Here is a 25868-nt window from a genome sequence, read left to right on the forward strand (position 1 = left end):
AAAGACGCTTTAGCGCCTCTTATGAGTACAAACAAATATACGAAATAAAAGCCCTTTTTCAAGCTTTTTTATCTACTTAGCCTTAAAATTATCAACAATTGTTAAAAACCTAAAAACGTCTTAAAAGCGCTAAAAAGTGTCTTAAAATGGATTTTAGTCATTTTTTTTATTTCATTTTTTTCAAAAAAACACAAAATCCCGCAGAAGCGAGATTTTAGAGCTAAAAATAATTAATATTCTATACTTTTATTTATTAATATGCTGAGTTGTGAACGTTTGCTATTGCTCTTCCTGATGGTTCATTCATTTTTTTAAATGCTTCATCCCATTCTAAAGCTGTTGCTGTACTACATGCTACGCTTGCCTCTTGTGGTACACTTAATGCTGCAGCATCACTTGGGAAGTGTTCTTCAAAAATAGAACGATAATAAAACTCTTCTTTGTTTTGTGGTGTTTGGATTGGGAAACGGTATTTTGCATTTTCCATTTGCTCGTCACTAACTTCTCTTTCTACTACTTCTTTTAAAGTATCTATCCAGCTGTAACCAACACCGTCACTAAATTGTTCTTTTTGTCTCCACGCAACGCTTTCTGGTAACATATCTTCAAATGCTTTACGGATAATCCATTTTTCCATACGTTCTCCATTAATCATTTTGTCTTGTGGATTTAAACTCATTGCCACATCCATAAATTCTTTATCTAAAAATGGAACACGACCTTCAATTCCCCAAGCTGCTAAACTTTTGTTTGCTCGTAAACAATCATACATATGTAATTTATCTATTTTACGAACTGTTTCTTCATGAAACTCTTTAGCATTTGGCGCTTTATGAAAGTATAGATAACCTCCAAAAATCTCGTCTGCTCCTTCACCCGAAAGCACCATTTTGATTCCCATAGATTTAATTACTCTTGCCATTAAATACATTGGTGTTGAAGAACGAATAGTGGTAATATCGTAGGTTTCTATATTATAAATTACATCTTTTATAGCATCTAAACCTTCTTGAATTGTAAATTTAATTTCATGATGAACAGTACCAATATGATCTGCTACTTTTTGTGCTGCTGCTAAATCTGGAGAGCCTTCTAATCCAACAGAAAAACTATGTAGTTGCGGATACCATGCTGCTTGTTTATCATCACTCTCTATACGTAATTGCGCATATTTTTTTGCAATTGCAGAAGTTACAGAACTATCTAATCCACCAGATAATAAAACTCCATAAGGCACATCGCTCATTAACTGTCTTTTTACAGCTGCTTCTAGAGCGTCTTTTACTTTTGCTATACTAGTTTCATTATCTTTTACGCTATCGTAGTCTCGCCAATCTCTATTCCACCATTTAACAAACTCGCCATCTTTACTTGACATGTAGTGACCAGGAGGAAATAATTCTATTTTAGTACAAATACCTTCTAAAGCTTTTAACTCTGAAGCCACATAAAAGGTTCCGTTTTGATCCCAACCTATATACAATGGAATAATTCCCATATGGTCTCTTGCTATAAAATATTCGTCTTTTTCAACATCATAAATTGCAAAACCAAATATTCCGTTCATTTCATCTACAAAATCAACACCTTTTTCTTTGTAAAGTGCTAAGATGACTTCGCAATCACTTTCGGTCTGAAAGTTATACTTACCGTCAAATTGCTTACGTAACTCTCTATGGTTGTAGATTTCGCCATTAGCAGCCAAAACCAGTTTTTTATCAGGACTAAACAATGGTTGTTTTCCTGATGCTGGATCTACAATAGCTAAACGTTCGTGCGCCAATATAGCTTTATCGTCACTGTATATACCAGACCAGTCTGGTCCACGATGACGAATGGTTTTAGACATTTCTAATATTTGAGGTCTTAAATCTTCGCTTTTCTGTTTTAAATCGAAAGCACATACTATTCCACACATAATCTTAATATTTTAAATTCGTTAATTACTAATTGATATAACAAATATTAGTTTTATGTTTCAGTATTAAAACACAAATACTTATTATGCTTACAAAGTGTAATTTTAATTTAAAAAATTTATAAAAAATGAAATTTTAAGATAGACTATTTCAATTTTTAGTTAAAATGTGTGAGTTTAAATAAATTAAACTTTTAGATGTCCCCAATTTTCACCAGTTTTTATACGATGCAATTGCATTTCTGAAACACCAAACTGCTTAGCTAGAATTTTTAAACGTGTACGCCTATTAGGGTCTAATAGTTTTTTCTTTAAGCGCATAGCTTGTGTTTCTGTTAGCTTAGAGTATTTGATAACACTATTTTTTGCAATGTAATCGGGATTTTTGAATTGGTGAAGTTCTTTTTCTCGTTTAGTTGCCCATTTTAGGTTTTCTACTTTATTATTCATTTTGTTATAATCTAAATGAATAACATACTTAGCATCTTCAGGTTTTTCTAAAAAATGTTGAGCTACAATTTTATGAATGTATCTAGCTGTTTTTGTCCCTTTCTTTTTAACAACAGATACTGTATTATAGCCGTTTATAGAATATTGTTTTTCTATTAAAACATCTTCACCGTTAACTACTTTTATTAGTCTACCGTAGTTAGATATTTTAAATGTCATTTGTTCGGAAATATCATTATCAAAAACAATGTCTTTCCATTTTTCGTTGTAGTGATTTCTAATCATATTGTATTACATTTACACACTTAATAATATACATTATGATTAATAGCTTGCTGCTAAGTTACTAATTTTAAGGGATATTGAGATACTTATGTGTTTGTAATGACACTTTCCATTTAGGATTTGCCATTACGTAATCTACAATTAATGGTATCATTTTATCTCTTTTACTCCATTCTGGTTGCATGTATAAAATGCAGTTATCGTTGACTTTAGAGGCTTGTTCTTCTGCAAATTTAAAGTCATCTTTATTGTAAATTATAACTTTTAACTCGTCAGCTTTCTCGTAAACTTTTTTTGTAGGTAATTTCATCTTTTTTGGAGATAAACATATCCAATCCCATTGTCCTGTTAGCTCATAAGCACCTGATGTTTCAATATGAATCTTACAACCTTCTTCTTTTAATTGTTTTGTAAGCTCTGTCATGTCCCAAGTTAAAGGTTCTCCTCCGGTAACAACAACTGTATCGCTATATTTTTTTGCATTAGCAACAATAGTCTCAGTTTTTGTAGGTGGATGTAGATCTGCAATCCAACTTTCTTTAACATCACACCAGTGACAACCAACATCACAACCACCTATTCTTACAAAGTAAGCTGCTGTGCCTTTATGATATCCTTCTCCTTGTATGGTATAAAATTCTTCCATTAATGGAAGCATTAAACCTTTGTTTACTAAATCTTGAATCTCTTGCTTCATAGCGTACAAAAGTAAGACAAATAGCTAAATATCGCTTGAAGATTTTTGCTTAATCAACATTTCGTCTAATTATTCTTACAAATCAACGAAAAACCTGAAACCAAGCGGCTTGTAATTTCGTAAAAGGAATATGTAAGTTTATTTTTACAAGCGTAAATTAATAGTCATGAAAAAAATTAACATCTTAGTTTTAGTTTTACTAACTTCAGTTTTATCTTTCTCTCAAGTTGGAATAAACACCTCAAATCCAGATAATTCTTCAATTTTAGACATTGAAAGTTCTGATAAAGGTGTACTGTTTCCTAGAATGACTTCTGTAGAAAGAGATGCAATTGCAAATCCTGCTAACGGACTTATTATCTTTAATACTGATGAAAACAAGCTTCAATTTAATATAGGTATAAGTACTGCTCCTATTTGGACATCTGTAAACAATAACCCAAGTGTAAGCACAGATGCAGGAAACCAATTAACTAGTGGATCTGACAATGGTGTTTATTTAGGAAGAACAACTCATTTTGGTAAATTTAGAATTACAGGTACAGGTAATGTTACCATTTCTGGTTTACCTTTTGAGCCTTCTCAAGTAAAATTTACAGCTTATCCTAATGTTGAAACCTATGATTTAAATAATGACAATCAAGTTGGGAATAACACAGGCACACTAGCAAATACTTTTGGAAGCATGACTGGTATTGCAACAAATTATTCTGGAGTAATCTCTGAACAATTAATTTTTGTAGGCGGATCAGGTTCTTCTATAAACAACATCTCAAGATTCGCGTCTTCATCTCATTGTATTGGGGTAAGATATACTAATAATAACGGAAACAATTTAGGTATAACTTCTGCTTCAATTGTAAGCTTTAACGCTAACGGTTTCACTATTAATGTAGATCGACATGCTGATAATTTAGTTGTTATTTTTGAAGCCTACAAATAAAGAAATTATGAAAAAAATATTTTTTCAAATTGCCTTTATTTGTTTATCACCTTTTGTATTTGCTCAAGTAGGAATAAATACTTCAAACCCTGATCAATCTGCAATTTTAGACATTGACAGTAATGAAAAAGGTGTTCTTTTACCAAGGTTGACTAGTGCCGAAAGAGATGCCATTATCAACCCAGCAAATGGTTTGATTATATATAACACGGATAGCGATGAAATACAAATCAATACTAATACATCCGCAACACCTAATTGGGAAGCATTAAGTATTACAGCAACGTCAACAGCATCTCCTGGACAGTCTACCAAATACAGTAATGTAGATATTACAACAAATATTAATAACAATACAGCTATACATTTACCTGTTTTTGGGCTTGCAGAATGGAACGATAATACTTCGCTTTACGTTATAGACAATGTAAATCATACAGTAACTGTCAATGAAACCGGAAGATATGAAATACTAGTTAATGCAAGTATTATATCAACAAGTACTAGTGCAAGAAAAGCTCCAGAAATGTATATTTCAGTTAATGGCACTCAAGTTGGATCGTTTTCTTCTACTGGATACATGAGAAGAGCTAACGGTCATGAAGAAACGACTTTAAACCTGAATGAAGTTATACAAGTTAACGCTGGCGATGTTATTAGTATAGATATTTTAAGAACAGGAAACACTGGTGCTGTTAACCTAAGATCATCAGGTAGCACTAATTTTTATATAGAAAAAATACTATAAATAAATCTCCCAAAATAAATTAATTGCAATGAAACCTTTTCTTATAATATTATTTTTTTCAATTAATTTTACTTTATCTTTTTCTCAAGTAGGAATAAACACCTCTACTCCTGATGATGGATCTGTTTTGCAGATAGATAGTACGACTGGTGCTTTTGTACCACCAAGAATGACTAGTACAGAAATGAACGCTATACCTACGCCTCTAGAAGGAGCTATGGTATATAATACAACAACAAGTTCTTATTATGTATTTAAAAATAATGTCTGGTCTCCACAATCTAGTCGTACATTGATTATTAACAGAAACTTTCCTAATAACAATAATGCTTTAGCCACACCAAATAACACTTATGTAAACTTTCCAATAGGTACAGCAGATGTTATCTCAAATAATTCAGAAGTATTTAATGTTACTGGCAATGGTACAATAGAGATTTCTCAAGCTGGAAATTATTTATTTACAGCTTCATTATCTTCACCTAATATGCCTAACGGAAACACTAAATACATTTTAGCTCTAGAAGTAAACAACACTTTAGTTGGTTATTTAAACAGAGGTGTTGCAACATTACAAAGCTCTGATTATTGGGGAACAAGCGGCGCTATTATGTATCCAGTAAACGCAAATGATGTTGTAACTATTAGATATGTAATTAATAATAACGGCAATACTATTAATGCTAAATTTGCTAATATAGGGATCACCAAACTGGACTAATAAAGCCTTACAAACTGTTAATATTTGCTTATTAGCTTATTTTTTTCTTCTTGTTTTTTGCTTTACTTTTATCCAAATTTAGTACTATGGGTAATCAAGAAGAATTTTTTAATCACATTGTCAACGGAAACACCTGTAAAGGTGATTTTATCACATTAGGATCTGCTATCTTAAATGGACAGACTTTACAAAACGCTTATGTAAACGTACCTCTAAAAACCATGAATAGACATGGTTTAATTGCAGGAGCAACAGGGACAGGTAAAACAAAAACACTTCAAGTCTTAGCCGAAAATTTAAGCGAAAAAGGCGTACCTGTTTTACTAATGGACATAAAAGGAGACTTAAGCGGTATTGCACAACCAAGTCCTGGTCACCCTAAAATTGACGAACGTATGGAAAAAATAGGATTAACTTTTGAACCAAAAAGTTTTCCTGTTGAAATTATGAGTCTTTCGGAGCAAGATGGTGTAAGACTTCGTGCGACCATTAGTGAATTTGGTCCTGTTCTAATCTCACGAATTTTAGATTTAACAGAAACCCAAGCTGGTATCGTTGCTGTAATTTTTAAATACTGCGATGATAACAAATTACCCTTACTTGACTTAAAAGATTTTAAAAAAATATTACAATACGCTACCGACGAAGGTAAAGAAGAATTTAAAGAAGCTTATGGAAGAATAAGTACAGCGTCTACAGGTGCAATTCTTAGAAAAATAATAGAAATAGAGCAACAAGGCGGCGATCTATTTTTTGGAGAAAAAAGTTTTGATGTAGAAGATTTGGTACGTACAACACGAGATGGTCGTGGTTATATAAATATTATTAGATTAACAGACATACAAGATAGGCCCAAATTGTTTTCTACATTTATGTTAAGCTTATTAGCAGAAATCTACGAAACTTTTCCAGAAAAGGGTGACGCAGACAAACCTGAATTAATCATGTTTATAGACGAGGCGCATTTAATTTTTGACCAAGCCTCTAAAGCCTTACTTAATCAAATAGAAAGCATTGTAAAACTAATACGCAGTAAAGGTATTGGAATCTATTTTGTCACACAAAACCCAACAGATGTGCCTGAAGGCGTTTTAGGTCAATTAGGATTAAAAATTCAGCATGCTTTACGTGCATTTACAGCAAAAGACAGAAAAGCAATTAAGCTAACAGCACAAAATTATCCTGATACCGATTATTATGATACCGCAGAAGTTTTAACTGCTTTAGGAACAGGAGAAGCTTTAGTATCTGCTTTAAACGAAAAAGGAAGGCCAACACCATTAGCCGCTACTATGATGCGTGCTCCAATGAGTAGAATGGACGTTTTAACTAACACCGAATTACAAAATTTATTAGACGACTCTAAATTAGTTTTAAAATACAACGAAAATATTGATAGAGAAAGTGCTTACGAAATGCTTAACAAAAAAATTGAAAAAGCAGAAATAGCTAAAGCAAAAGAAGAAGAAAGAGAAGCAAAAGAAAAAGCATCTAGAAAAACCTCAACCAGAAAAAGTACAAGACAAAACCCAATTATAAAAGTATTAACTAGCGCTACATTTATTAGAGCCGCTTTTGGTATACTAAAAAAAGTTATCAAATAAACATTTAAAATGTATATGAAAAAAACAATATTAGCCTTAAGTACCATTGCTATATTAGCAACTTCTTGTAAAAATGAAGCAGATCCGTTTTTAGTTAAAGAACAAAACATAGGAATGCTTACCGACAGTACTCAAATAAAAGATTTAGATATCATTTTTGCTAAAGACTCAATTGTAAAACCAATAGCTGGTGATGAGTTTGCTGGTTCTGTAAACACAATAGAAGTTTATGAAACAGGCGGAAAACATTTACTTTCAATAACTCCAAAACAAGTTTTAGATAGTACCTCAACTATTTCAATAGTAAAATTTAAAGACCCAAGATATCAAACAGAAAAAGGAGTAAATAACTTAAGTACTTTTGAAGATATAGAAAAAAATTATACAATTTCTAAAATTCAAAACTCGTTTAAAAGTGCTTCAGTTTTTGTAAAAGGAAGTAAAATGATGTTTTTATTTGATAAAAACGATTTGCCTGCAGAATTTAAATTTGACATCACAAAAACTATAGAACCTGCTAACATACCTAGCAAAGCAAAAATCAAACATTTTATGATTGGATGGTAAACCAGTATTTCACCTTCAATAGAAATAAAATAAAACTTATATAAAACAAATCTCAATGTCTTCATCTAAAAAATACACCATACAAAATAGTCCCTTTATTGTTCCTACAACTGATGGAAAGTTAATAGAAGAGCATTTTGGACATGCTACAGATGGTAACAAAGACATTAGCATTGCGCATATGATTGCACCTGCTGGTTGGTCAGAACCTTTTCAAACTCCAGAATTCGATGAATTTACGTATATTATAAAAGGTAAAAAGCAATTTATTATTGAAGACGAAACCGTAGTTTTAGAAGCTGGACAATCTATTAAAATTGAAAGAAACACAAGAGTACAATACTCTAACCCTTTTACAGTAGCTTGTGAGTATCTTTCTATTTGTACACCAGCGTTTTCAATAGATTTAGTACACAGAGAAGACTTGTAAAAAATGAAAAAAATAATAAAAAAAGCTCTTCCAAAAATAATTGGTACATCGTTAAACACCATTAGTTATATAGCGCCAAAATATGCTAGTACAAAAGCATTAAATATATTTGCCACACCACGTAAAGGTCGTTTAAACGAGACGCATAAAAACTTTTTAGAAAAAGCAGATCAATCTACTTTAAAATATGAAGATTACACCATACAAACCTATCAATGGAAAGGAGAAAAGCAAACCATTTTATTGGCACATGGTTGGGAGAGTAACACTTACCGATGGAAATCTTTAATTACTAAATTACATAAGGATGGCCACAATATTATTGCTTTAGATGCGCCTGCACATGGACAATCTAGTGGTACTCAATTTAATGCTATTTTATATTCTGAGTTTATAAATGTTGTGGCGTCACATTATCAACCAAAAGTTATTGTTGGACACTCGGTTGGTGGTATGTCTACAGTATTTTTTCAATATAAATATCAATTAAAAAGCATCGAAAAATTGGTATTACTTGGCGCACCATCAGAGTTTACAAAAATTTTCAAAAACTATGTAAACATGTTAAGCTACAATAGAAAGATTGAAAATGGATTAAACCGCTTGGTAGTTGATAGATACGATAAAGAACCTGCATTTTTCTCTTCTGCTAATTTTTCAAAAGAAATAAAAGCAGAAGGATTAATTATCCATGATAAATCAGACAGAATTATAAATTATGATGAAGCTGAATTAATTGCAAAACATTATAAAAATTCAACTTTAAAAACTACCGAAGGTCTAGGACACAGTTTAAAACATGATAGTATAGACGACGAAATTTTAAACTTTATAAACAGCTAATTTTGGAAGAACAACAATTAACAAGACTTAATAAATACCTTAGCGAAGCTGGTTACTGCTCACGTCGTGAAGCAGACAAACTTATTGATGCTGGTCGTGTAACTATTAATGGAGTTGTCCCAGAAATGGGTACAAAAGTAGCCCCAAAAGATACTGTTGCTGTAGATGGAGAAATTATCAAAAACAACAAAGACAGTTTTGTTTATTTAGCTTTTAATAAACCTGTTGGTATTGTTTGCACTACAGATACTAAAGTTGAAAAAGACAATATTATAGACTTTATTAATTACCCAAAACGCATCTTCCCTATTGGTCGTTTGGACAAACCTAGTGAAGGATTAATTTTTTTGACTGATGATGGAGACATTGTTAACAAAATACTTCGTGCTAGCAACAATCATGAAAAAGAATATGTGGTTACCGTAGACAAACCAATTTCTCAAACATTTATAAATAGAATGTCTAACGGAATACCTCTGGAAGAATTAGGTAAAACCACAAAAAAATGCAAGGTTAAAAAGTTAGATAGTCATACTTTCAATATAATTTTAACACAAGGTTTAAACCGTCAAATTAGACGTATGTGTACGTATTTAGGTTACGAAGTACAAACCTTAAAACGTGTTAGAATAATGAATATAAAACTAGACGTACCTGTTGGAAAGTATCGAGAATTTACTAAGGATGAAATCAAAACTTTAAACACTCTTTTAGAAGATTCGACAAAAACGTTTCAAGCAAAGCAATCTAGAAACAGACGTGAAAATTAATTTAGTTTTTCTTTCTACTTACGATATAAAAAGGAAAATAAATTAACATAAATGCAGGTACTAAGATTAACTGTACTTTGATAATATAATAAGGCCAACCTCCTAAATAATCTAACACAGATCCCGAGATTGGTTTTTTATTTAAATAAGAATAATTAGCTTCTAAAAAGTAATTTATAACCATTAAAACAACCATATACAGTTGTAATACTAAAAAGGATTTAAAAACACTTTTTAACTTAGGTTTCATCTTTAAAACTACAATTGCATAACTGATAATGGTTAATAACCCTAAGTGAACAATCCAATATCTAAAATAGTCAAAAGAAGGAAAACCAACTTCTATATCTGGTGTAATAACACCTTGAGATGTACCTAAAATTATCCAAAACAATAATATCTCAAACAACCAGAACCTTCTTGATGTAGTAAAAATAAAGATGAATAATGCCATAAAACTACACAGAAACAAAGGTAAATCTGAAGTAACATCATAATATCCAAAGCAAATCTGATATAAATGAAACACTGCTATAAAGCCAGAAACAAAAACACCTAAATATTTAAATATTTTGTTTTGGTTTATTGTATTTTGATTTAAGGCAAATCGAATTAAAACAATTGTTACTATTACAGCAATAACAATAGGAAGTATATGTTCTAAACTTCCAAATAAAACACGTTGAGTTAAAGGCATAAAAAAAACCTGAATTAAATTCAGGTTTTAAAAATAGACATTTATTTTTTATTTATTTTTCTGTGTCGTTCTCTTGCTAATAAAGTGTTTTTAAGTAGCATGGCAATTGTCATTGGTCCTACTCCACCTGGAACAGGCGTAATAAAACTTGCTTTTTTACTTACATTTTCATAGTCTACATCTCCTGTAATAACATAACCCTTAGCAGCTTCTTCGTCCGGAACACGTGTAATACCAACATCAATAATTACAGCATCGTCTTTTACCATTTCGGCTTTTAAGAAATTTGGTACACCTAATGCAGAAATAATAATATCTGCTTGACTTGTAATTTGTGTAATGTTTTTAGTATGACTGTGCGTTAATGTTACGGTTGAATTACCAGGAAAGCCTTTACGTCCCATTAAAATACTCATCGGTCTTCCAACAATATGCGACCTACCAATTACTACAGTATGTTTTCCTTTAGTATCTACTTGATAACGGTCTAACAATTCTAGTATTCCAAATGGAGTTGCAGGAATAAAAGTTGACATATCTAAAGCCATTTTACCAAAATTCATAGGATGAAACCCATCTACATCTTTATCTGGGTGAACAGCCATCAAAACTTTTTGAGTATCTATTTGCGGCGGTAATGGTAATTGAATGATAAATCCGTCTATATCATCATTTTCATTTAACTCTTCTATTTTATCAAGTAATTCAATTTCGCTAGTTGTGTTAGACATACGTACCATTGTAGATTCAAACCCTACACGTTCGCAAGCTCTTACTTTACTTCCCACGTAGGTTAAACTTGCTCCGTCATTACCTACAATAACTGCTGCAAGATGTGGCACTTTTTCGCCATTTGCTTTCATCTTATCGACTTCAGCTTTAATTTCGTTTTTTATGTCGTTACTTACCTTTTTTCCGTCAAGAATTGTCATGTTGTGTTGTTGTTATTTAATATTGGTAATTTAACTTATTTTACTGTTTGTTTTAAAACAAAAAAACATGAGTTACCTCATGTTTTTCATTGCTTGCATCATACGTTTTCCGCCGCCACCTTGCATCATTTTCATCATTTTGCTCATTTGGTCAAACTGTTTTAGTAACTGATTGACTTCTTGAACAGATGTACCAGAGCCTTTTCCGATACGTTTTTTTCTACTTGCATTTATAATTGAAGGATTAGCGCGTTCTTTTGGAGTCATAGAATGAATTATTGCTTCTATACCTTTAAAAGCATCGTCATCTATATCTATATTTTTCATCATTTTTCCAGCTCCTGGTATCATTCCGATAAGGTCTTTCATGTTACCCATCTTTTTGATTTGCTGGATTTGTTTTAAGAAATCGTCAAAACCAAATTGGTTTTTAGCTATTTTCTTCTGTAATTTTCTTGCTTCTTGCTCGTCAAATTGCTCTTGAGCTCTTTCTACTAAAGACACAACATCACCCATACCAAGGATACGATCTGCCATACGTGAAGGATAGAAGACATCGATTGCTTCCATCTTCTCTCCTGTACCAATAAACTTAATTGGTTTGTTTACTACAGATTTAATAGAAATTGCGGCTCCACCACGTGTATCACCATCTAATTTGGTTAAGATTACACCATCAAAATTTAATACATCGTTGAAGGCTTTTGCTGTATTAACAGCATCTTGACCTGTCATAGAGTCTACAACAAATAGTGTTTCTTGTGGTTGTATAGCTTTATGGATGTTAGAGATTTCGGTCATCATAGCTTCATCCACAGCTAAACGACCTGCGGTATCTATAATTACCACATTATGTCCATTTGCTTTTGCATGCGCAATACCTGCTTGAGCAATTGCTACTGGATCTGTATTACCTTTATCACTATAAACATCTACCTTTATTTGATCACCAACTACGTGTAACTGATCTACCGCTGCTGGACGATACACGTCACAAGCGACTAATAAAGGTTTTTTTGTTTTTTTGTTTTTTAAGTAATTAGCTAGTTTACCCGAAAAGGTTGTTTTACCAGAACCTTGTAAACCTGACATTAAAATTACAGTTGGCGCACCAGACATGTTAATACCTTCTGCATCACCACCCATAAGTTCGGTTAACTCGTCTTTAACGATTTTAACCATTAACTGTCCTGGTTGTAACGTTGTTAATACGTCTTGACCAAGTGCTTTTTCTTTTACTGTTTTAGTAAAATCTTTAGCAATTTTATAGTTAACATCGGCATCTAAAAGCGCACGTCTTACTTCTTTTAAAGTCTCTGCAACGTTTACTTCTGTAATACTACCGTGACCTTTTAATACGTGTAATGCTTTATCTAACTTTTCACTTAAATTATTAAACATAATTTTCCTATTTTTTTAAGAAGCACAAAAATAGCAATTTGTAGCGTATTTGTAAAGTCTTAATGTGATTTAATTGAATAAAAAAAGACTGCCTTTTTTAAGACAGTCTTTAATATAATTTCTAATTTGGATTTACATTTTTTCAACAACAAAAACAAATTCGTTGTTATTATCATTGTTAACATGGTGTAATTCTAGTCTATTACTATTAACTTCTGTAATGTACCAATCGTCATCCATTTGCCAGTAAGGAAAAATCCCTAAGTAGTTAATTACATACCTTAGATTATTGTTTTCGTCTCTAACCACTTCGCCTTGTAAATTTGTTATAGTACCTGCATTGTTTGCTTGAATGTTTGCTTCTGCAGAAAAATTAAAAGTTATCCCTGAGTAATCTGATGTGTTATCTACGCCTTCCATAGTTGAGTATGTAATTTGCCAAACACCATCATATAACCAGTTTTGTATCTGATCAACATCTCCATCTGTGGTGTTATTACATTCTTTTTCTAGCTTTAAAGTTGTTCCATTTGCTGAAAAAATAATATAATCTTCTGTTATACTTGTTACGGTGTAATAACCGCCTAATCCTGAAGATGTTCCTTGCATTGCAAATAACACTACTAATTGATCGCTAGCTGTATTTTCTGCAGACAAACTTCCGTAGTTAACAGTTTCTCCTTCTACTGCATAAACAAATTCATTTTCATTAAAAGTGAATGTTTGCCCAGCATATGTACTAGTTTGGTCTACACCTGTATTAATGTAGCTATATACTGTCCAATCGCACTCGGTTATTGTATTAAATAAATCTGCTTCTGTGTAACATGGTAATTGTTCTAAAATTAGATATTCTCCGCTTGCATTTTCAAATTTTAATCTGTCTGAATCACACTCAATCAAGCTCCAATAATCTGATATTGCTTGGATATTTGGACCTGAAATATTGGCTAATTCTAAAATAATTTCGCCAGAAGTTTCTTCTGTAACATTCCAATATCCATTGTAAGAATTAGCATTATCTGTATCTGTAATTGCTATATCTGCATTATCTTCAAAAGTTAAATTGAAATTGAGTAGATTATCACTTCCGTTTAGGTTTACTACATTCCACACACAGGTTTGTAAATATGAGTTTACATCTGATGCTGTGCAATTTAAACTACAATCTTCTAAGATTAAGCCTAGTTCTAAAATTTCAAATTGACTTGGATTATTTAGCACTTCTATTCTTACATAAATAGTTTGAGGACTTGAAATATTACTATATGCGGTTACATTTGGTATAGCATTAACATTAGTTTCTGCATCTACTATAGTTTCATGAAAGCTTACTTGTACGGGACTTGATATTGTACAACCATCAATATCACTTAAACCTTCATAAAGATTGAACGTTTCTAGTCCATCATTGTTTTCGTCGCACTTTACAATATCATTAGCTTCTAAACAACCTAATGGATTATTGCTAACAGTACAGTCTTGCTCTATTTGCATTGTGATTTGACCGTTATCTAAATTGTACTCGTCTTCATCATCACAATTAACAATTGTCCAATCTCCTGCTAAGTCTTCCCAATCTGTTGTAAAATTTAAAGTTATGATTGCTCCGTCCTGAGTTACTGACCAGCTACCATCATGAATTATATTACCAGCTTCGTTTAAAACAGAAAATTCGTAATTGGTATTAAAATCTATGTAATAATCGCTAAACACATTAGAATTGTTATAGTTTGAAATATCCCATAAACATTCTTTTAGGTTTAGTTCTACATTTTCGTCTGTACAGTTATTGTCATCGTCATTCCAATCGTAATCATCATCTTCGTCGCATGTACCATCTGCATCGCTTATAGCTACTTCTAATTCTTGGTTATTATTTACAATTACAGTGTTTCCTGAAGCGGTTATTAATGTTACAGGAAAGTCTAAACTTGCTAAAATTGGTCCGTCTAAATCTTCTAAAAAGTTATATAAAGCTTCGTCGTTATTTATTGTCACTGTATTGATAACCTGAAAATCTGTATTATAAATTGAAAAGGATACTGGATATACAAAGTCAATACATTCTATATCATCATCATCTTCGTTTTCTCCTAAACAATCGTCAATTAACTCTTCTAATTCTTGCTGACTAGTAATTTGAATTTCTGTATAATTGTTTAAAGTCACAGTAATTGGAAATGTAATATTTACCTGATCATCATCATTAGTAAAAGCATCTAAAATATTTTCTAATTGACTATAATCTGCTACACTTTGTATTGTAATTGTAACACCATTTGCCGTAACAGTTACGGGCAACACAACTTCTAAACAGTTGGCATAATCTACTATATTATCTTCAGACCCATCATTAGAAGCCATTCTTAACATTAAGTTAGCAGCTGTTGAGTCGCCTTCAATTATATCTTCATTTGAAGGATTGATAATTTCGGTTTCTTCGTTTTGACAAGACATTGTTAGCATTAATGCTAAAAACGACAAGTAAACAAAGTGTTTTAGTTTAAAAAAATTAATGGTCGATTTCATAATTGTAGTTTTTTAATTGATATTTTCTTTTCAAAGCTTGTTTTTCCCATGCTTCAATTATAAAACAGATATGTTTAAAAAATTCCTACCTTGGGTTTCTAAAAAATTTTTCTTTTTTTTAGAAATCACTAATAACCAATCTAATGTCTGAAGATTTACATAAAAATATTTGCAATCAAAATTTATTTAAAGTCTTCTTTAAAAAGCATTCTAAAAATTTACATGACTTTTTATATTATAAGTTTGGAGAACGATTAAACCCACAAGATAAAGTTCAAGACGCTTTTATTAAACTATGGGAAAACTGTAAAAAAGTACCGCCAAATAAAGCAAAAAGTTACGTCTACACTATTGCTAATAACTTAATGCTTAACGAAGTTGCACACCAAAAAGTAGTTTTAAAGCATCAAAAAATAAAACCGAAAGAGCATAGCAACGAAAGTCCTGAATTTTTAATGGAAGAAAATCAATACCGAAAAAAATTAGAAAACGCTATTGCAAATCTTACCGAAGCCGAACGTGTTGCTTTCTTGATGAATCGTACAGAAGGTAAGCGCTTTAAAGAGATTGCTGAAATTTTAGATATAAGTACAAAAGCAGTAGAAAAACGTATTTATGGAGCTTTAAAAAAACTAAGAAAAGAAATAGAAGGTTTATAAGATGATTAATTAAAAAGATTAAAGTGAAGGTAGGAATTTTAAAATCCAACTTGTTATATTATTGAAGTGAAATTTATGGAAAAAGAATATTTAATAAAAAAATGGCTAGACAATAGTTTAACTCCTAAAGAGTTAGAAGCTTTTAAAGCGCTTGAAGATTACGAAGCACTTACCAAATTATCTAACTATTCTAAAGGTTTTAAAGCTACTGAATTTAATGAAGATGAAGCCTTAAAAAAGGTACTACATAAAATAGAAACAAAAAAACAGAGCAACACCAATTGGTTACAACCTGTATTAAAAATTGCTGCTATCTTAGTTTTATGTTTTGGTGCATATTATTATACTACAACATTGGATACTACTTTTACTACAGATTTTTCAGAAAAAATTACTGTAGACTTACCAGATAATTCCAAAGTAAATTTAAATGCTTTATCAAGCATAACATTTAACAAAAGTGACTGGAAAAACAACAGAAATATATTCCTTAAAGGAGAAGCTTTTTTTGATGTTGAAAAAGGAAGCTCATTTAACGTAAACACCACAACTGGAACAGTAACAGTTTTAGGTACTGAGTTTAATGTAAAACAGCGTAATAACTTTTTTGAAGTAACCTGCTACGAAGGTTTAGTGCAAGTCACTTATAAAAATAACAAAACCAAAATCAAACCAGGTGAATCGTTTTTAGTATTAAACGATTTGGTTATTAATAATAAAACTGATTATAGCAAACCACAATGGTTATCTAATACAAGTGCATTTAAAAGTTTACCCTTAAAAGAAGTTATTGCCGAGTTTGAAAGACAGTACAACGTAAAAGTTGAAGCTAAAAACATTAATACCGACTTATTATTTACAGGTAGATTTACGCATGATAATCTTGACTTGGCTCTTAAATCAATAACTCAACCTTTACAACTTACTTACAAAAAATCTAATCAAACCATAATATTAAAGCGTGAGTAACAAGCTTAAAACTTATTCATATATAATCATATATTTTTTGTGTTTGTTTAATGGTTTTTCTCAAAACCAAAAACGACCACTAACAGAAGTTTTATCCTTAATTGAAGCTAAACATAAAGTAAGTTTTTCTTACGCAGATAAAGATTTAAAAAAACTATTAATATACATTTCTACAGAAAAATCTTTAGATCATATTTTAAATGAAATTTCTTTAAAAACCAATCTTCAGTTTAACAAAATTGATCAACAATTTTATACCATAGTTAAATATGATAAAGAAGAATACACATCTGTCCAACAGTTAGAAGAAGTTACAATTACAAATTATTTGACGTCTGGTATATCTAAAAGCAACACCGGAAGCATAAATATAAAACCAAAACAATTTGGCATTTTACCAGGTTTAATAGAAGCCGATGTGTTACAAACTATTCAAGCTTTACCTGGTGTTTTAAGCGTAGACGAAACTGTATCAAACATTAATGTTAGAGGTGGCACACATGATCAAAACCTATTTCTTTATGATGGAATTAAAATGTACCAATCTGGACATTTTTTTGGATTGATTTCGGCTTTTAATCCGCAATTAACACATAAAATTTCTGTGATTAAAAACGGGAGTAGTGCCAAATATGGCGATGGTATATCAAGTATTGTAGATATGCAACTATCAGACAAAATAAGTTCTGACAGCAATATTGGTATGGGACTTAATTTGATTAGTGCAGACGGATATGCTAAAATTCCGTTAGGCAAAAAGACTGAAATTCAAATTGCAGCAAGACGATCTGTAACAGATGTTTTAGATACACCAACTTATAACAACTATTTTGATCGAGTTTTTCAGGATACCGATTTGACTAATACAGAAGATGCTGCAGTTTCTAAAGATGAACATTTCTACTTTTATGATACTGCTGTAAAATTTCTTTATGATTTAACTGAAAATGATAAAATAAGATTCAACTTTTTAAATATTTATAATGCTTTAGATTATAATGAAGAAGCAACAATTAATACAACCAACGAAACTTTTAACAGTCAATTAAAACAGCATAACATAGCTACTGGAATAACTTACGAGCGACAATGGAATAAGAGGCTTAATACCTTTGCTCAAATCTATTATTCTAATTACGACTTGGATGCAACTAACTTTGATGTTTTAAATAATCAACGCCTGATTCAGGAAAATGAAGTAGTTGATGGAGGTTTAAAGTTACAAGTTAATTATAACTTAAGTCCAAGTATTAATATTAATGGAGGTTTCCAATTTACAGAAGTAGGAATAAGTAACCTAGAAGATGTTAATAACCCTGTATTTAAAAGTTATATTAAACGTGTTATTAGGACGTATTCTGTTTTTGTAGAAGCTCAATTTCAATCTAAAAATAAAAATACTTCGGTTAGATTAGGAATTAGAGATAACTATTTTAAAAAATTTAATTTACATCTAGTTGAACCTAGATTACACATAAACCAGAGGTTTTTAAATCATTTTAGAGCAGAACTTTCTGCTGAGTATAAAAGTCAAAGCACCACTCAAATTATAGATTTACAAAAAGACTTTTTAGGTATAGAAAAACGTCGTTGGGTACTAGCAAACAACACAACAATTCCGGTTGTAAAAAGTAAACAAGCAAGCTTTGGTTTATCATATAACAAAAATAAATTACTAGTCACTGCAGAAGCATTTATTAAACACGTAGACGGTATTACTACACGTAGTCAAGGTTTTCAAAATCAGTATCAATTTGTAAATGCAATTGGTAATTATGAAATTAAAGGTGTTGATCTTTTAATAAATAAGCAATTTCAAAAGTTTGGTACTTGGTTAAGCTATAGCTACTCTAAAAACAATTACACTTTTGAGGATTTAAATGAAGGAGCTTCTTTCTCTAACAACTTTGACATTACTCATGTTGTTGATTTTGCAGGTACTTTTACTCTTGATGATTTAAAATTAGCTTTAGGTTTAAATTGGCATTCTGGTAGACCTTTTACAACACCAAATTACGAAGACTCAAACAATAACACTATCATTTATAACTCTCCAAACAATAGTCGGTTAGATGATTATTTAAGAGCAGATTTTTCGGCAACATATCAGTTTAACTTAGGAACCAACAGAGCCATTTTAGGTGCTTCTATCTGGAATATTTTAAACAAAAAAAATACTATAAATACTTACTATACTATTAATGACGGAGAAATTTCAAAAATTGAAAATCAATCTTTAGGAATAACGCCTAATGTAAGTTTTAAGATTAGATTTTAGTTTAAAAAACCACCTAAAAAAGGTGGTTTTTTATCTTTTTATATAACTATAATTTATTACAAATTATAATATGTTGTAAGTCGCTATTAATGAAATACCTCCTTTAATATCTGATTGGAACTCATCATTTACTTTATGTTTTTTAGAAAGATAGTAATTAATAGCCAATGACATTTTTTTATTATACTCACATCCTATACCAATAAAAAAGCTTGAATTTTTTTTGGTTTCATTTTCTTTTGAAAGAATCGAGTAATTGTAATCTTGAAGAAACGTTGATTCTAGTATTAATTCTTGATTATATTCTGAACTTAAAATAAAATTTCTGACATAAGCAACTTGAAGGAAAAGGTTTAGTTTATCGTTAAGTAAAATATAATTTCTTAAACCAATTGGTAGCTCTATAAAAGAGTAAGATATATTTGATCTGTACGAAAAATCTATTAATCCATCTTCTTGTGTAAAATACTCTTCAAATTTTGTATTAGAAATATTTTGATAGTTAGGTGCTATAAAAACACTCCATTTATTTCTTTGAATAGGTAAGACAATTTCTGCTTCAACACCAAAAGCAATACTTGATCCTCCTTCGAAATTGACATCTCTTTCAGAGGTTTTTGTTACACTGTATTCATCAAGCCCTGTACTTGGTGCTAATCCATATTCATATTTATAAGTATAATTATTTGATATTTTTGAATATGTACTTAATCCTCCTAATGCTTTTAATCTATAGATAGTTTTTGTTCTTTTTTTATATATCTGATTAAATTCTTGATCTATACATTTATTATATTTTTCGAAAAGATTTACTAATGCATCATTTCTATAATTCAACTTTGTAAATGTTTTCATTGTAAAATTATCGCATAATAAAACTTCATAAAGTTTCTTTTTATAGTCATGAGTTTCTACAACCTTATTTTTTTCTTTTAAATATTTTGTATGACTTAAATATTCCGGAGCTTGTCCTTCTATACTATAAAAAAAATAATCTTCTTCGTTTTGATACTTATAAAGAGATGCTTTACCGATCAATAGTACTTTTAAAAAAATATAATTATCTATTCTTTTAATAATTTTATTCTCAAGGTCTTTTAAATCTTGAGTTAAAAGATGTTTAATATAATATTGGTCTGTATCATAAACCCTAAATTCTTTTACAGAACTAATAGATTTTTGTTGAGAATTTGACGATTCGTTTAATTTATAAATAAACTTATCTGGACTGTTAGACCAATCTAAGTTTCTTATTAAACATTCTGTTTTATTATCATTTTCATCTATAAAATATCCTCTTTCATAAGTAATTTGAGCTTTTACGGATACAGTTAATAAAAATAATAATAATGTAAGTTTTTTCATGGTTTGAATTTATTGATTAAAAATTCAAAATTAAAGAAATATCTTACAGTTACAAATAAAATTAGTCTCTTATTAATGGCATTGTACTACAACGTAGTAAGCCTTCTTGTTTGGCAATTTCTGCGTAAGGGACTTCTTCCACAGTAAAACCTTTTTCTCTAAGCCAAGTATTTAAACGTGTAAAGTTTTTTTCTGAAATGATAACATCTTCTGAAATTGAAAAAATGTTGCTATTCATATTGTACATTTCTTCTTTAGAAATAATAAAGCAGTTTTCTTTTCCGAAGAAATTTAGTAACCATTCAAATTCAGTTTCATCTCTAAACCCTTCTTTATGTAAGATCGCTTTATCTGTTCCTATAGGTTGGAAACAACAGTCTAAATGCAGCGCATTATCGTAAGGATTAGTTTGGGATTTATTTAAGTCGAAACTCTTTACTTTTTTATGAGGAAATTTTTCTTTGATATAATTTACACCTGCTTCATTAGTCCTAGCAACTATATAATCTGAATAATCTTCTCCTCTGTAAGTGCCAATAAAAATATAGTCATTCCAAAGCATGACATCTCCACCTTCTATATGAGCTTCTTCTGGTGGACGTATTACTTTATTTGGATCTATTTGTTCTATTACATATTGTACTGCTTCTAATTCGTTTTCACGGTCAGGAAGAATATTTGCTTTAACAAACACATCGTCTATTACAAAAGCTATATCTCTAGCAAATATTTGGTTACAATTTTCTATTATTTCTGGTCTAAATACTTTTACATCATATTTTTCAAAAACTTTAGCGACAGCTTCCATTTCTTTTACCATATCTTCTTCAACTGGATATGTTCCTGCTTTAATATGTTCTAAAGATTTAGGGTCGTAAGCTTCTTCTATTTTTGGTGTTGGACCATTATTTTTTGCGGTGCCTAAAACTACAGCTCGAAGCCGAGATGTTTCGTTTTTTACGTTTAATTGTAGCATAAATTAAATATATAAAAAAGCTTCATAAATAATTATGAAGCTTGTTTTAAAAGTTATATTAGTTCTATCTTTCGTTAATAGATTTAAATTCTCTATGGTTTTCACCAATGTAAATTTGTCTTGGACGTCCAATTGGTTCTTTACGTAAACGCATTTCTCTCCATTGTGCAATCCAACCTGGTAAACGTCCTAAAGCAAACATTACTGTAAACATTTCTACAGGTATGCCCATTGCTCTATAGATAATTCCTGAATAAAAATCTACGTTTGGATATAACTTACGTTTTACAAAGTAGTCATCGCTTAATGCTTCTTCAGCTAATCCTTTTGCAATATCTAATACAGGATCTTCTACACCTAAGTCTCCTAAAACTTCGTCTGCAGCTTTTTTGATGATTTTTGCTCTTGGGTCAAAGTTTTTATAAACACGGTGACCAAAGCCCATTAAACGGAAAGGATCTTCTTTGTCTTTTGCCTTAGCCATATATTTTTTAGTATCACCACCGTCTTCTTTAATTCCTTCAAGCATTTCTAAAACTGCTTGATTTGCTCCACCGTGAAGTGGTCCCCAAAGAGCAGAAATACCAGCTGATAACGAAGCAAATAAACCTGCGTGAGAAGAACCTACAATTCTAACTGTAGATGTAGAACAGTTTTGCTCATGATCTGCGTGCAAGATTAATAATTTATCTAATGCATTGATTAAAATATCATTTTGCTCATATGGTTTGTTAGGTTTTTCAAACATCATTTTTAAAATGTTTTCTACGTAACCTAAATCTTCACTACCATAATTTAATGGCAATCCTTGCTTTTTACGCATTGTCCATGCTACAAGCACAGGAAATTTACCTAAGATTTTAACAATAGCATTGTACATATCATCTTCTGAATCAACATTTACAGAAGAAGGATTAAACGCTGTTAAAGCACTTGTTAAAGATGCTAAAACACCCATTGGATGAGCCGTCTTAGGAAAGGCATCTAATATTTTCTTTATATCATCATCTACTACAGATTCTTTCTTAATATCTGCATGAAATTTATCTAATTGCTCTTGTGTTGGTAAATTACCAAAAATTAGTAAGTAAGCAACTTCTAAAAAGTCTGCTTTTTCTGCAAGATCTTCTATAGCATAACCTCTATATCTTAATACACCTTCTTCACCATTTAGAAATGTAATAGCACTTTCGCAAGAACCAGTATTTTTGTATCCTGGGTCTATTGTTGTAACGCCACCGGTTACACCTCTAAGTGTTTTAATATCTATTCCTATTTCATTTTCTGTACCTACAATTAATGGAAATTCGTGTTTTTCACCATTAATCTCTAGAATTGCTGTATTTGACATATATAATATTTGTATAATTTAGTTAAAATAAGTGCTGTAAAAGTACGAAAACTAAGCCGTTTTTTAAAGCGTATTAACATGGATTTTGCTATATTGATATAGTTATTTATTATCAAAAAAAAACTCTCATCATTTTAGATGAGAGTTTTCTATAGTTTTTATAAGAAAAAGTAATTATCTGTTTACTTTAAAAGCCTTTTCTTTTGGATAATAAGCTACATCTCCTAGCTCTTCTTCTATGCGAAGTAATTGATTGTATTTAGCCATACGGTCACTACGAGATGCTGATCCTGTTTTAATTTGACCACAGTTTAATGCAACTGCTAAATCAGCAATTGTGTTATCTTCTGTTTCTCCTGATCTATGAGACATTACTGAAGTATAGCCAGCATTATGAGCCATATTTACAGCTGCAATAGTTTCGGTTAAAGTACCAATTTGGTTTACTTTAATTAAAATTGAATTGGCTATATCTTGGTCAATTCCTCTAGATAAACGCTCTACATTTGTTACATATAAATCGTCACCAACTAACTGTACTTTATCTCCAATTTTTTCAGTTAAATACTTCCAACCTTCCCAATCATTTTCGTCCATACCATCTTCTATAGAAATAATTGGATATTTGCCTGCTAATTCTGCTAAGTAATCTGCTTGCTCTTGGCTTGTTCTTACTTTTCCTGATTTGCCTTCAAATTTTGAGTAATCGTATTTTCCATCTACATAAAATTCTGCAGCAGCACAATCTAATGCAATCATTACATCATCTCCTAAATTATAACCTGCATTTTTAACAGCTTTTGCAATTGTGTCTAATGCATCTTCTGTACCGTCTAGTGTTGGAGCAAAACCTCCTTCATCTCCTACTGCTGTACTTAAGTTTCTGTCGTGTAAAACTTTTTTAAGATTATGGAATATTTCTGTTCCCATTTGTAATGCATGTGAAAAGTTTTTTGCTTTTACAGGCATAACCATAAACTCTTGAAATGCGATTGGAGCATCACTGTGTGATCCACCGTTAATGATATTCATCATTGGTACAGGTAAAGTGTTTGCACTAACACCACCTACGTATCTGTAAAGAGGCATACCTAATTCTGCTGCTGCTGCTTTTGCTACTGCTAAAGACACACCTAAAATAGCGTTTGCACCTAATTTAGATTTATTAGGTGTACCATCTATTTTACACATTAATGTGTCAATATAGTTTTGTTCAAAAACGTTGACACCAAGCAGTTCTTCTGCTAAAATATTATTAACATTATCTACTGCTTTAGTTACACCTTTACCCATATATTTATCGCCACCATCTCTAAGCTCTACCGCTTCATGTTCTCCTGTTGAAGCACCAGAAGGAACTGCTGCTCTACCTAAAAACCCGTTTTCTGTTTCAACATCTACCTCTACTGTTGGATTTCCTCTTGAATCAAAAATTTGTCTTGCGTGAACATTAATTATAATACTCATATATTTAATTTTTAGTTAATTATCTTCAAATTTAAGTTTAAAATCTCACTATAAACAGCTTTAAAGTGAGAAATACATAAAATTTAATCTATATCGTTTTAGTAAAAGAAATAAGGCAACGAAATTTAATATTCGTTGCCTTTTTTTTATTTGTTTGATTTTATATTTTCTATGAATTGATCAAAAAGATATGTAGAGTCATTTGGTCCTGGACTAGCTTCTGGATGATACTGTACAGAGAATACATTTTTAGATTTCATTTTTAAACCTGCTACTGTATTGTCATTCAGATGTACATGTGTAATTTCTAAGTCTGGATGCGCTTCTGCTTCTTCTCTATTTACTGCAAAACCATGGTTTTGAGATGTTATTTCTCCTTTACCAGTTTCTAGGTTCATAATAGGGTGATTTATACCTCTATGACCGTGATGCATTTTGTAAGTAGAAATTCCGTTAGCTAAAGCGATAACTTGGTGGCCTAAACAAATTCCAAATAAAGGAAGATTTTTATCTATAATTTGTTTTGCTACTTCAATTGCTCCTTTTAAAGGTTCTGGATCACCAGGACCATTTGATAAAAAATAGCCATCAGGATTCCAATCACTCATATCTTTAAAAGTACTATCAAAAGGGAAGACTTTTATATATGCGCCACGTGTTGCTAAATTACGAAGGATGTTCTTTTTTATTCCTATATCTAATGCAGCTATCTTTATAGGAGCATTTTCATCTCCTACATAATATGCTTCTTTAGTTGATACTTTAGAGGCAAGTTCTAAACCATTCATTGAAGGCACTTTTGATAGTTGCTCTTTTAAGCCTTCAACATTATCAACTTCTGTAGAAATAACTGCATTCATCGCTCCGTTTTCACGTATGTATGTAACTAATGCGCGTGTGTCTACATCAGAAATTGCTAAAAGATTATGTTTGTTTAAAAAATCTTCTAATGATCCATCTGCTTTTACTCGGGAAAAATCATAACTAAAGTTACGACAAATTAATCCTGATATTTTAATTGAGTCAGATTCAACTTCTTCATCATTAACTCCGTAATTACCAATATGCGCATTGGTTGTTACCATTAATTGTCCATAGTAAGACGGATCTGTAAATATTTCTTGATAACCAGTCATGCCGGTATTAAAACATACTTCTCCAAAAGCAGTGCCTTCTTTGCCTACTGCTTTTCCATGAAAAATTGTTCCATCTTCTAATAAGATAAGTGCTTTTTTAAGTTTTTGATATTTCATTGTAATAATAAA

The 25868-nt window shown here is 30.9% G+C and carries 23 protein-coding genes; 11 read left to right on the forward strand and 12 right to left on the reverse strand.

The genetic code is table 11. The features are described 5' to 3' along the window. Positions 1–253: 253 nt before the first annotated feature. The 3 genes from asnB to H574_RS0108500 form a co-directional block, all read right to left on the reverse strand. Positions 254–1918 (reverse strand): asparagine synthase B, encoded by a 1665-nt coding sequence (asnB, locus tag H574_RS0108490; RefSeq protein ID WP_027880168.1) that lies wholly within the window; start codon positions 1916–1918, stop codon positions 254–256. A 186-nt stretch (positions 1919–2104) separates the two neighbouring features. After that, positions 2105–2653: an HNH endonuclease gene (locus tag H574_RS0108495; RefSeq protein ID WP_027880169.1), complete on the reverse strand. Its 549-nt coding sequence runs from the start codon at positions 2651–2653 to the stop codon at positions 2105–2107. Positions 2654–2720: 67 nt separating this feature from the next. Next, the gene (locus H574_RS0108500) at positions 2721–3350 is read right to left on the reverse strand and encodes a 7-carboxy-7-deazaguanine synthase QueE (protein ID WP_027880170.1); all 630 of its coding nucleotides are present in this window, start codon (positions 3348–3350) and stop codon (positions 2721–2723) included. A 166-nt stretch (positions 3351–3516) separates the two neighbouring features. On the opposite strand from H574_RS0108500, the gene H574_RS14410 reads away from it, so the two are divergent. The 8 genes from H574_RS14410 (at position 3517) to rluF (ending at position 9976) form a co-directional block, all read left to right on the forward strand. Further along, positions 3517–4293 carry a hypothetical protein gene (locus tag H574_RS14410; protein WP_051169862.1) on the forward strand — a complete coding sequence of 259 codons (777 nt, stop codon included), beginning with the start codon at positions 3517–3519 and terminating at the stop codon, positions 4291–4293. Positions 4294–4300: 7 nt separating this feature from the next. Beyond that, on the forward strand, positions 4301–5041 hold the full coding sequence (locus H574_RS14415; RefSeq protein ID WP_051169863.1) for a hypothetical protein: 741 nt from the start codon (positions 4301–4303) through the stop codon (positions 5039–5041). A 28-nt stretch (positions 5042–5069) separates the two neighbouring features. Further along, positions 5070–5762, forward strand: coding sequence for a hypothetical protein (locus H574_RS0108515; protein WP_027880171.1), 693 nt, complete (start codon positions 5070–5072; stop codon positions 5760–5762). A gap of 86 nt (positions 5763–5848) precedes the next feature. Then, a complete protein-coding gene (locus H574_RS0108520) occupies positions 5849–7366 on the forward strand; it encodes a helicase HerA-like domain-containing protein (protein ID WP_027880172.1) in 1518 nt (505 codons plus the stop codon). Positions 7367–7381: 15 nt separating this feature from the next. Next, positions 7382–7933: a hypothetical protein gene (locus H574_RS0108525; RefSeq protein WP_027880173.1), complete on the forward strand. Its 552-nt coding sequence runs from the start codon at positions 7382–7384 to the stop codon at positions 7931–7933. Between the two features lie 55 nt (positions 7934–7988). Further along, on the forward strand, positions 7989–8363 hold the full coding sequence (locus H574_RS0108530) for a cupin domain-containing protein (RefSeq protein WP_027880174.1): 375 nt from the start codon (positions 7989–7991) through the stop codon (positions 8361–8363). Between the two features lie 3 nt (positions 8364–8366). Continuing rightward, the gene (locus H574_RS0108535) at positions 8367–9206 is read left to right on the forward strand and encodes an alpha/beta hydrolase (RefSeq protein WP_027880175.1); all 840 of its coding nucleotides are present in this window, start codon (positions 8367–8369) and stop codon (positions 9204–9206) included. A gap of 2 nt (positions 9207–9208) precedes the next feature. Further along, the gene (rluF, locus tag H574_RS0108540; protein ID WP_027880176.1) at positions 9209–9976 is read left to right on the forward strand and encodes a 23S rRNA pseudouridine(2604) synthase RluF; all 768 of its coding nucleotides are present in this window, start codon (positions 9209–9211) and stop codon (positions 9974–9976) included. Between the two features lies 1 nt (position 9977). On the opposite strand, the gene H574_RS0108545 is transcribed toward rluF, so the two are convergent. The 4 genes from H574_RS0108545 to H574_RS14420 form a co-directional block, all read right to left on the reverse strand. Then, positions 9978–10673, reverse strand: coding sequence for a YwaF family protein (locus tag H574_RS0108545; RefSeq protein ID WP_027880177.1), 696 nt, complete (start codon positions 10671–10673; stop codon positions 9978–9980). Between the two features lie 41 nt (positions 10674–10714). Continuing rightward, a complete protein-coding gene (locus H574_RS0108550) occupies positions 10715–11605 on the reverse strand; it encodes a bifunctional 5,10-methylenetetrahydrofolate dehydrogenase/5,10-methenyltetrahydrofolate cyclohydrolase (RefSeq protein ID WP_027880178.1) in 891 nt (296 codons plus the stop codon). Between the two features lie 72 nt (positions 11606–11677). Further along, positions 11678–13006 (reverse strand): signal recognition particle protein, encoded by a 1329-nt coding sequence (gene ffh, locus H574_RS0108555; protein WP_027880179.1) that lies wholly within the window; start codon positions 13004–13006, stop codon positions 11678–11680. 132 nt (positions 13007–13138) lie between these two features. Further along, positions 13139–15538, reverse strand: a complete 2400-nt coding sequence (locus H574_RS14420) for a hypothetical protein (protein ID WP_051169864.1) — start codon at positions 15536–15538, stop codon at positions 13139–13141. A gap of 143 nt (positions 15539–15681) precedes the next feature. Between H574_RS14420 and H574_RS0108565 the strand changes: the two genes are divergently transcribed. The 3 genes from H574_RS0108565 (at position 15682) to H574_RS0108575 (ending at position 19444) form a co-directional block, all read left to right on the forward strand. Further along, the gene (locus tag H574_RS0108565; protein WP_027880180.1) at positions 15682–16197 is read left to right on the forward strand and encodes an RNA polymerase sigma factor; all 516 of its coding nucleotides are present in this window, start codon (positions 15682–15684) and stop codon (positions 16195–16197) included. Positions 16198–16272: 75 nt separating this feature from the next. Beyond that, positions 16273–17166 carry a FecR family protein gene (locus tag H574_RS0108570; RefSeq protein WP_027880181.1) on the forward strand — a complete coding sequence of 298 codons (894 nt, stop codon included), beginning with the start codon at positions 16273–16275 and terminating at the stop codon, positions 17164–17166. Beyond that, positions 17159–19444, forward strand: coding sequence for a TonB-dependent receptor plug domain-containing protein (locus H574_RS0108575; RefSeq protein WP_027880182.1), 2286 nt, complete (start codon positions 17159–17161; stop codon positions 19442–19444). Before H574_RS0108570 ends, H574_RS0108575 begins: the two co-directional genes overlap by 8 nt. A gap of 63 nt (positions 19445–19507) precedes the next feature. Here H574_RS0108575 and H574_RS0108580 read toward each other — a convergent pair whose 3' ends face one another. From H574_RS0108580 to carA, 5 genes are all read right to left on the reverse strand, one after another. Beyond that, positions 19508–20809 (reverse strand): hypothetical protein, encoded by a 1302-nt coding sequence (locus H574_RS0108580; protein ID WP_027880183.1) that lies wholly within the window; start codon positions 20807–20809, stop codon positions 19508–19510. A gap of 61 nt (positions 20810–20870) precedes the next feature. Next, the gene (locus H574_RS0108585; RefSeq protein ID WP_027880184.1) at positions 20871–21785 is read right to left on the reverse strand and encodes a dimethylarginine dimethylaminohydrolase family protein; all 915 of its coding nucleotides are present in this window, start codon (positions 21783–21785) and stop codon (positions 20871–20873) included. 64 nt (positions 21786–21849) lie between these two features. Next, entirely contained in the window at positions 21850–23136 is a 1287-nt protein-coding gene (locus tag H574_RS0108590; protein WP_027880185.1) for a citrate synthase, read from the reverse strand. Between the two features lie 174 nt (positions 23137–23310). After that, positions 23311–24603 (reverse strand): phosphopyruvate hydratase, encoded by a 1293-nt coding sequence (gene eno / locus H574_RS0108595; RefSeq protein ID WP_027880186.1) that lies wholly within the window; start codon positions 24601–24603, stop codon positions 23311–23313. A 146-nt stretch (positions 24604–24749) separates the two neighbouring features. Next, positions 24750–25856, reverse strand: coding sequence for a glutamine-hydrolyzing carbamoyl-phosphate synthase small subunit (carA, locus tag H574_RS0108600; RefSeq protein ID WP_027880187.1), 1107 nt, complete (start codon positions 25854–25856; stop codon positions 24750–24752). Between the last annotated feature and the right edge of the window lie 12 nt (positions 25857–25868).

Origin of the sequence: Mesoflavibacter zeaxanthinifaciens DSM 18436, from assembly GCF_000422365.1 — a bacterium.
Lineage (GTDB): Bacteria > Bacteroidota > Bacteroidia > Flavobacteriales > Flavobacteriaceae > Mesoflavibacter > Mesoflavibacter zeaxanthinifaciens.

Excerpts from the sequence above, each read along its gene's own strand:
- asnB (WP_027880168.1), bottom strand. The coding sequence starts at position 1,918 with ATGTGTGGAATAGTATGTGCTTTCGATTTAAAACAGAAAAGCGAAGAT.
- H574_RS0108495 (WP_027880169.1), bottom strand. The coding sequence starts at position 2,653 with ATGATTAGAAATCACTACAACGAAAAATGGAAAGACATTGTTTTTGAT.
- H574_RS0108500 (WP_027880170.1), bottom strand. The coding sequence starts at position 3,350 with ATGAAGCAAGAGATTCAAGATTTAGTAAACAAAGGTTTAATGCTTCCA.
- H574_RS14410 (WP_051169862.1), top strand. The coding sequence starts at position 3,517 with ATGAAAAAAATTAACATCTTAGTTTTAGTTTTACTAACTTCAGTTTTA.
- H574_RS14415 (WP_051169863.1), top strand. The coding sequence starts at position 4,301 with ATGAAAAAAATATTTTTTCAAATTGCCTTTATTTGTTTATCACCTTTT.
- H574_RS0108515 (WP_027880171.1), top strand. The coding sequence starts at position 5,070 with ATGAAACCTTTTCTTATAATATTATTTTTTTCAATTAATTTTACTTTA.
- H574_RS0108520 (WP_027880172.1), top strand. The coding sequence starts at position 5,849 with ATGGGTAATCAAGAAGAATTTTTTAATCACATTGTCAACGGAAACACC.
- H574_RS0108525 (WP_027880173.1), top strand. The coding sequence starts at position 7,382 with ATGAAAAAAACAATATTAGCCTTAAGTACCATTGCTATATTAGCAACT.
- H574_RS0108530 (WP_027880174.1), top strand. The coding sequence starts at position 7,989 with ATGTCTTCATCTAAAAAATACACCATACAAAATAGTCCCTTTATTGTT.
- H574_RS0108535 (WP_027880175.1), top strand. The coding sequence starts at position 8,367 with ATGAAAAAAATAATAAAAAAAGCTCTTCCAAAAATAATTGGTACATCG.
- H574_RS0108545 (WP_027880177.1), bottom strand. The coding sequence starts at position 10,673 with ATGCCTTTAACTCAACGTGTTTTATTTGGAAGTTTAGAACATATACTT.
- H574_RS0108550 (WP_027880178.1), bottom strand. The coding sequence starts at position 11,605 with ATGACAATTCTTGACGGAAAAAAGGTAAGTAACGACATAAAAAACGAA.
- ffh (WP_027880179.1), bottom strand. The coding sequence starts at position 13,006 with ATGTTTAATAATTTAAGTGAAAAGTTAGATAAAGCATTACACGTATTA.
- H574_RS14420 (WP_051169864.1), bottom strand. The coding sequence starts at position 15,538 with ATGAAATCGACCATTAATTTTTTTAAACTAAAACACTTTGTTTACTTG.
- H574_RS0108565 (WP_027880180.1), top strand. The coding sequence starts at position 15,682 with ATGTCTGAAGATTTACATAAAAATATTTGCAATCAAAATTTATTTAAA.
- H574_RS0108570 (WP_027880181.1), top strand. The coding sequence starts at position 16,273 with ATGGAAAAAGAATATTTAATAAAAAAATGGCTAGACAATAGTTTAACT.
- H574_RS0108580 (WP_027880183.1), bottom strand. The coding sequence starts at position 20,809 with ATGAAAAAACTTACATTATTATTATTTTTATTAACTGTATCCGTAAAA.
- H574_RS0108585 (WP_027880184.1), bottom strand. The coding sequence starts at position 21,785 with ATGCTACAATTAAACGTAAAAAACGAAACATCTCGGCTTCGAGCTGTA.
- H574_RS0108590 (WP_027880185.1), bottom strand. The coding sequence starts at position 23,136 with ATGTCAAATACAGCAATTCTAGAGATTAATGGTGAAAAACACGAATTT.
- eno (WP_027880186.1), bottom strand. The coding sequence starts at position 24,603 with ATGAGTATTATAATTAATGTTCACGCAAGACAAATTTTTGATTCAAGA.
- carA (WP_027880187.1), bottom strand. The coding sequence starts at position 25,856 with ATGAAATATCAAAAACTTAAAAAAGCACTTATCTTATTAGAAGATGGA.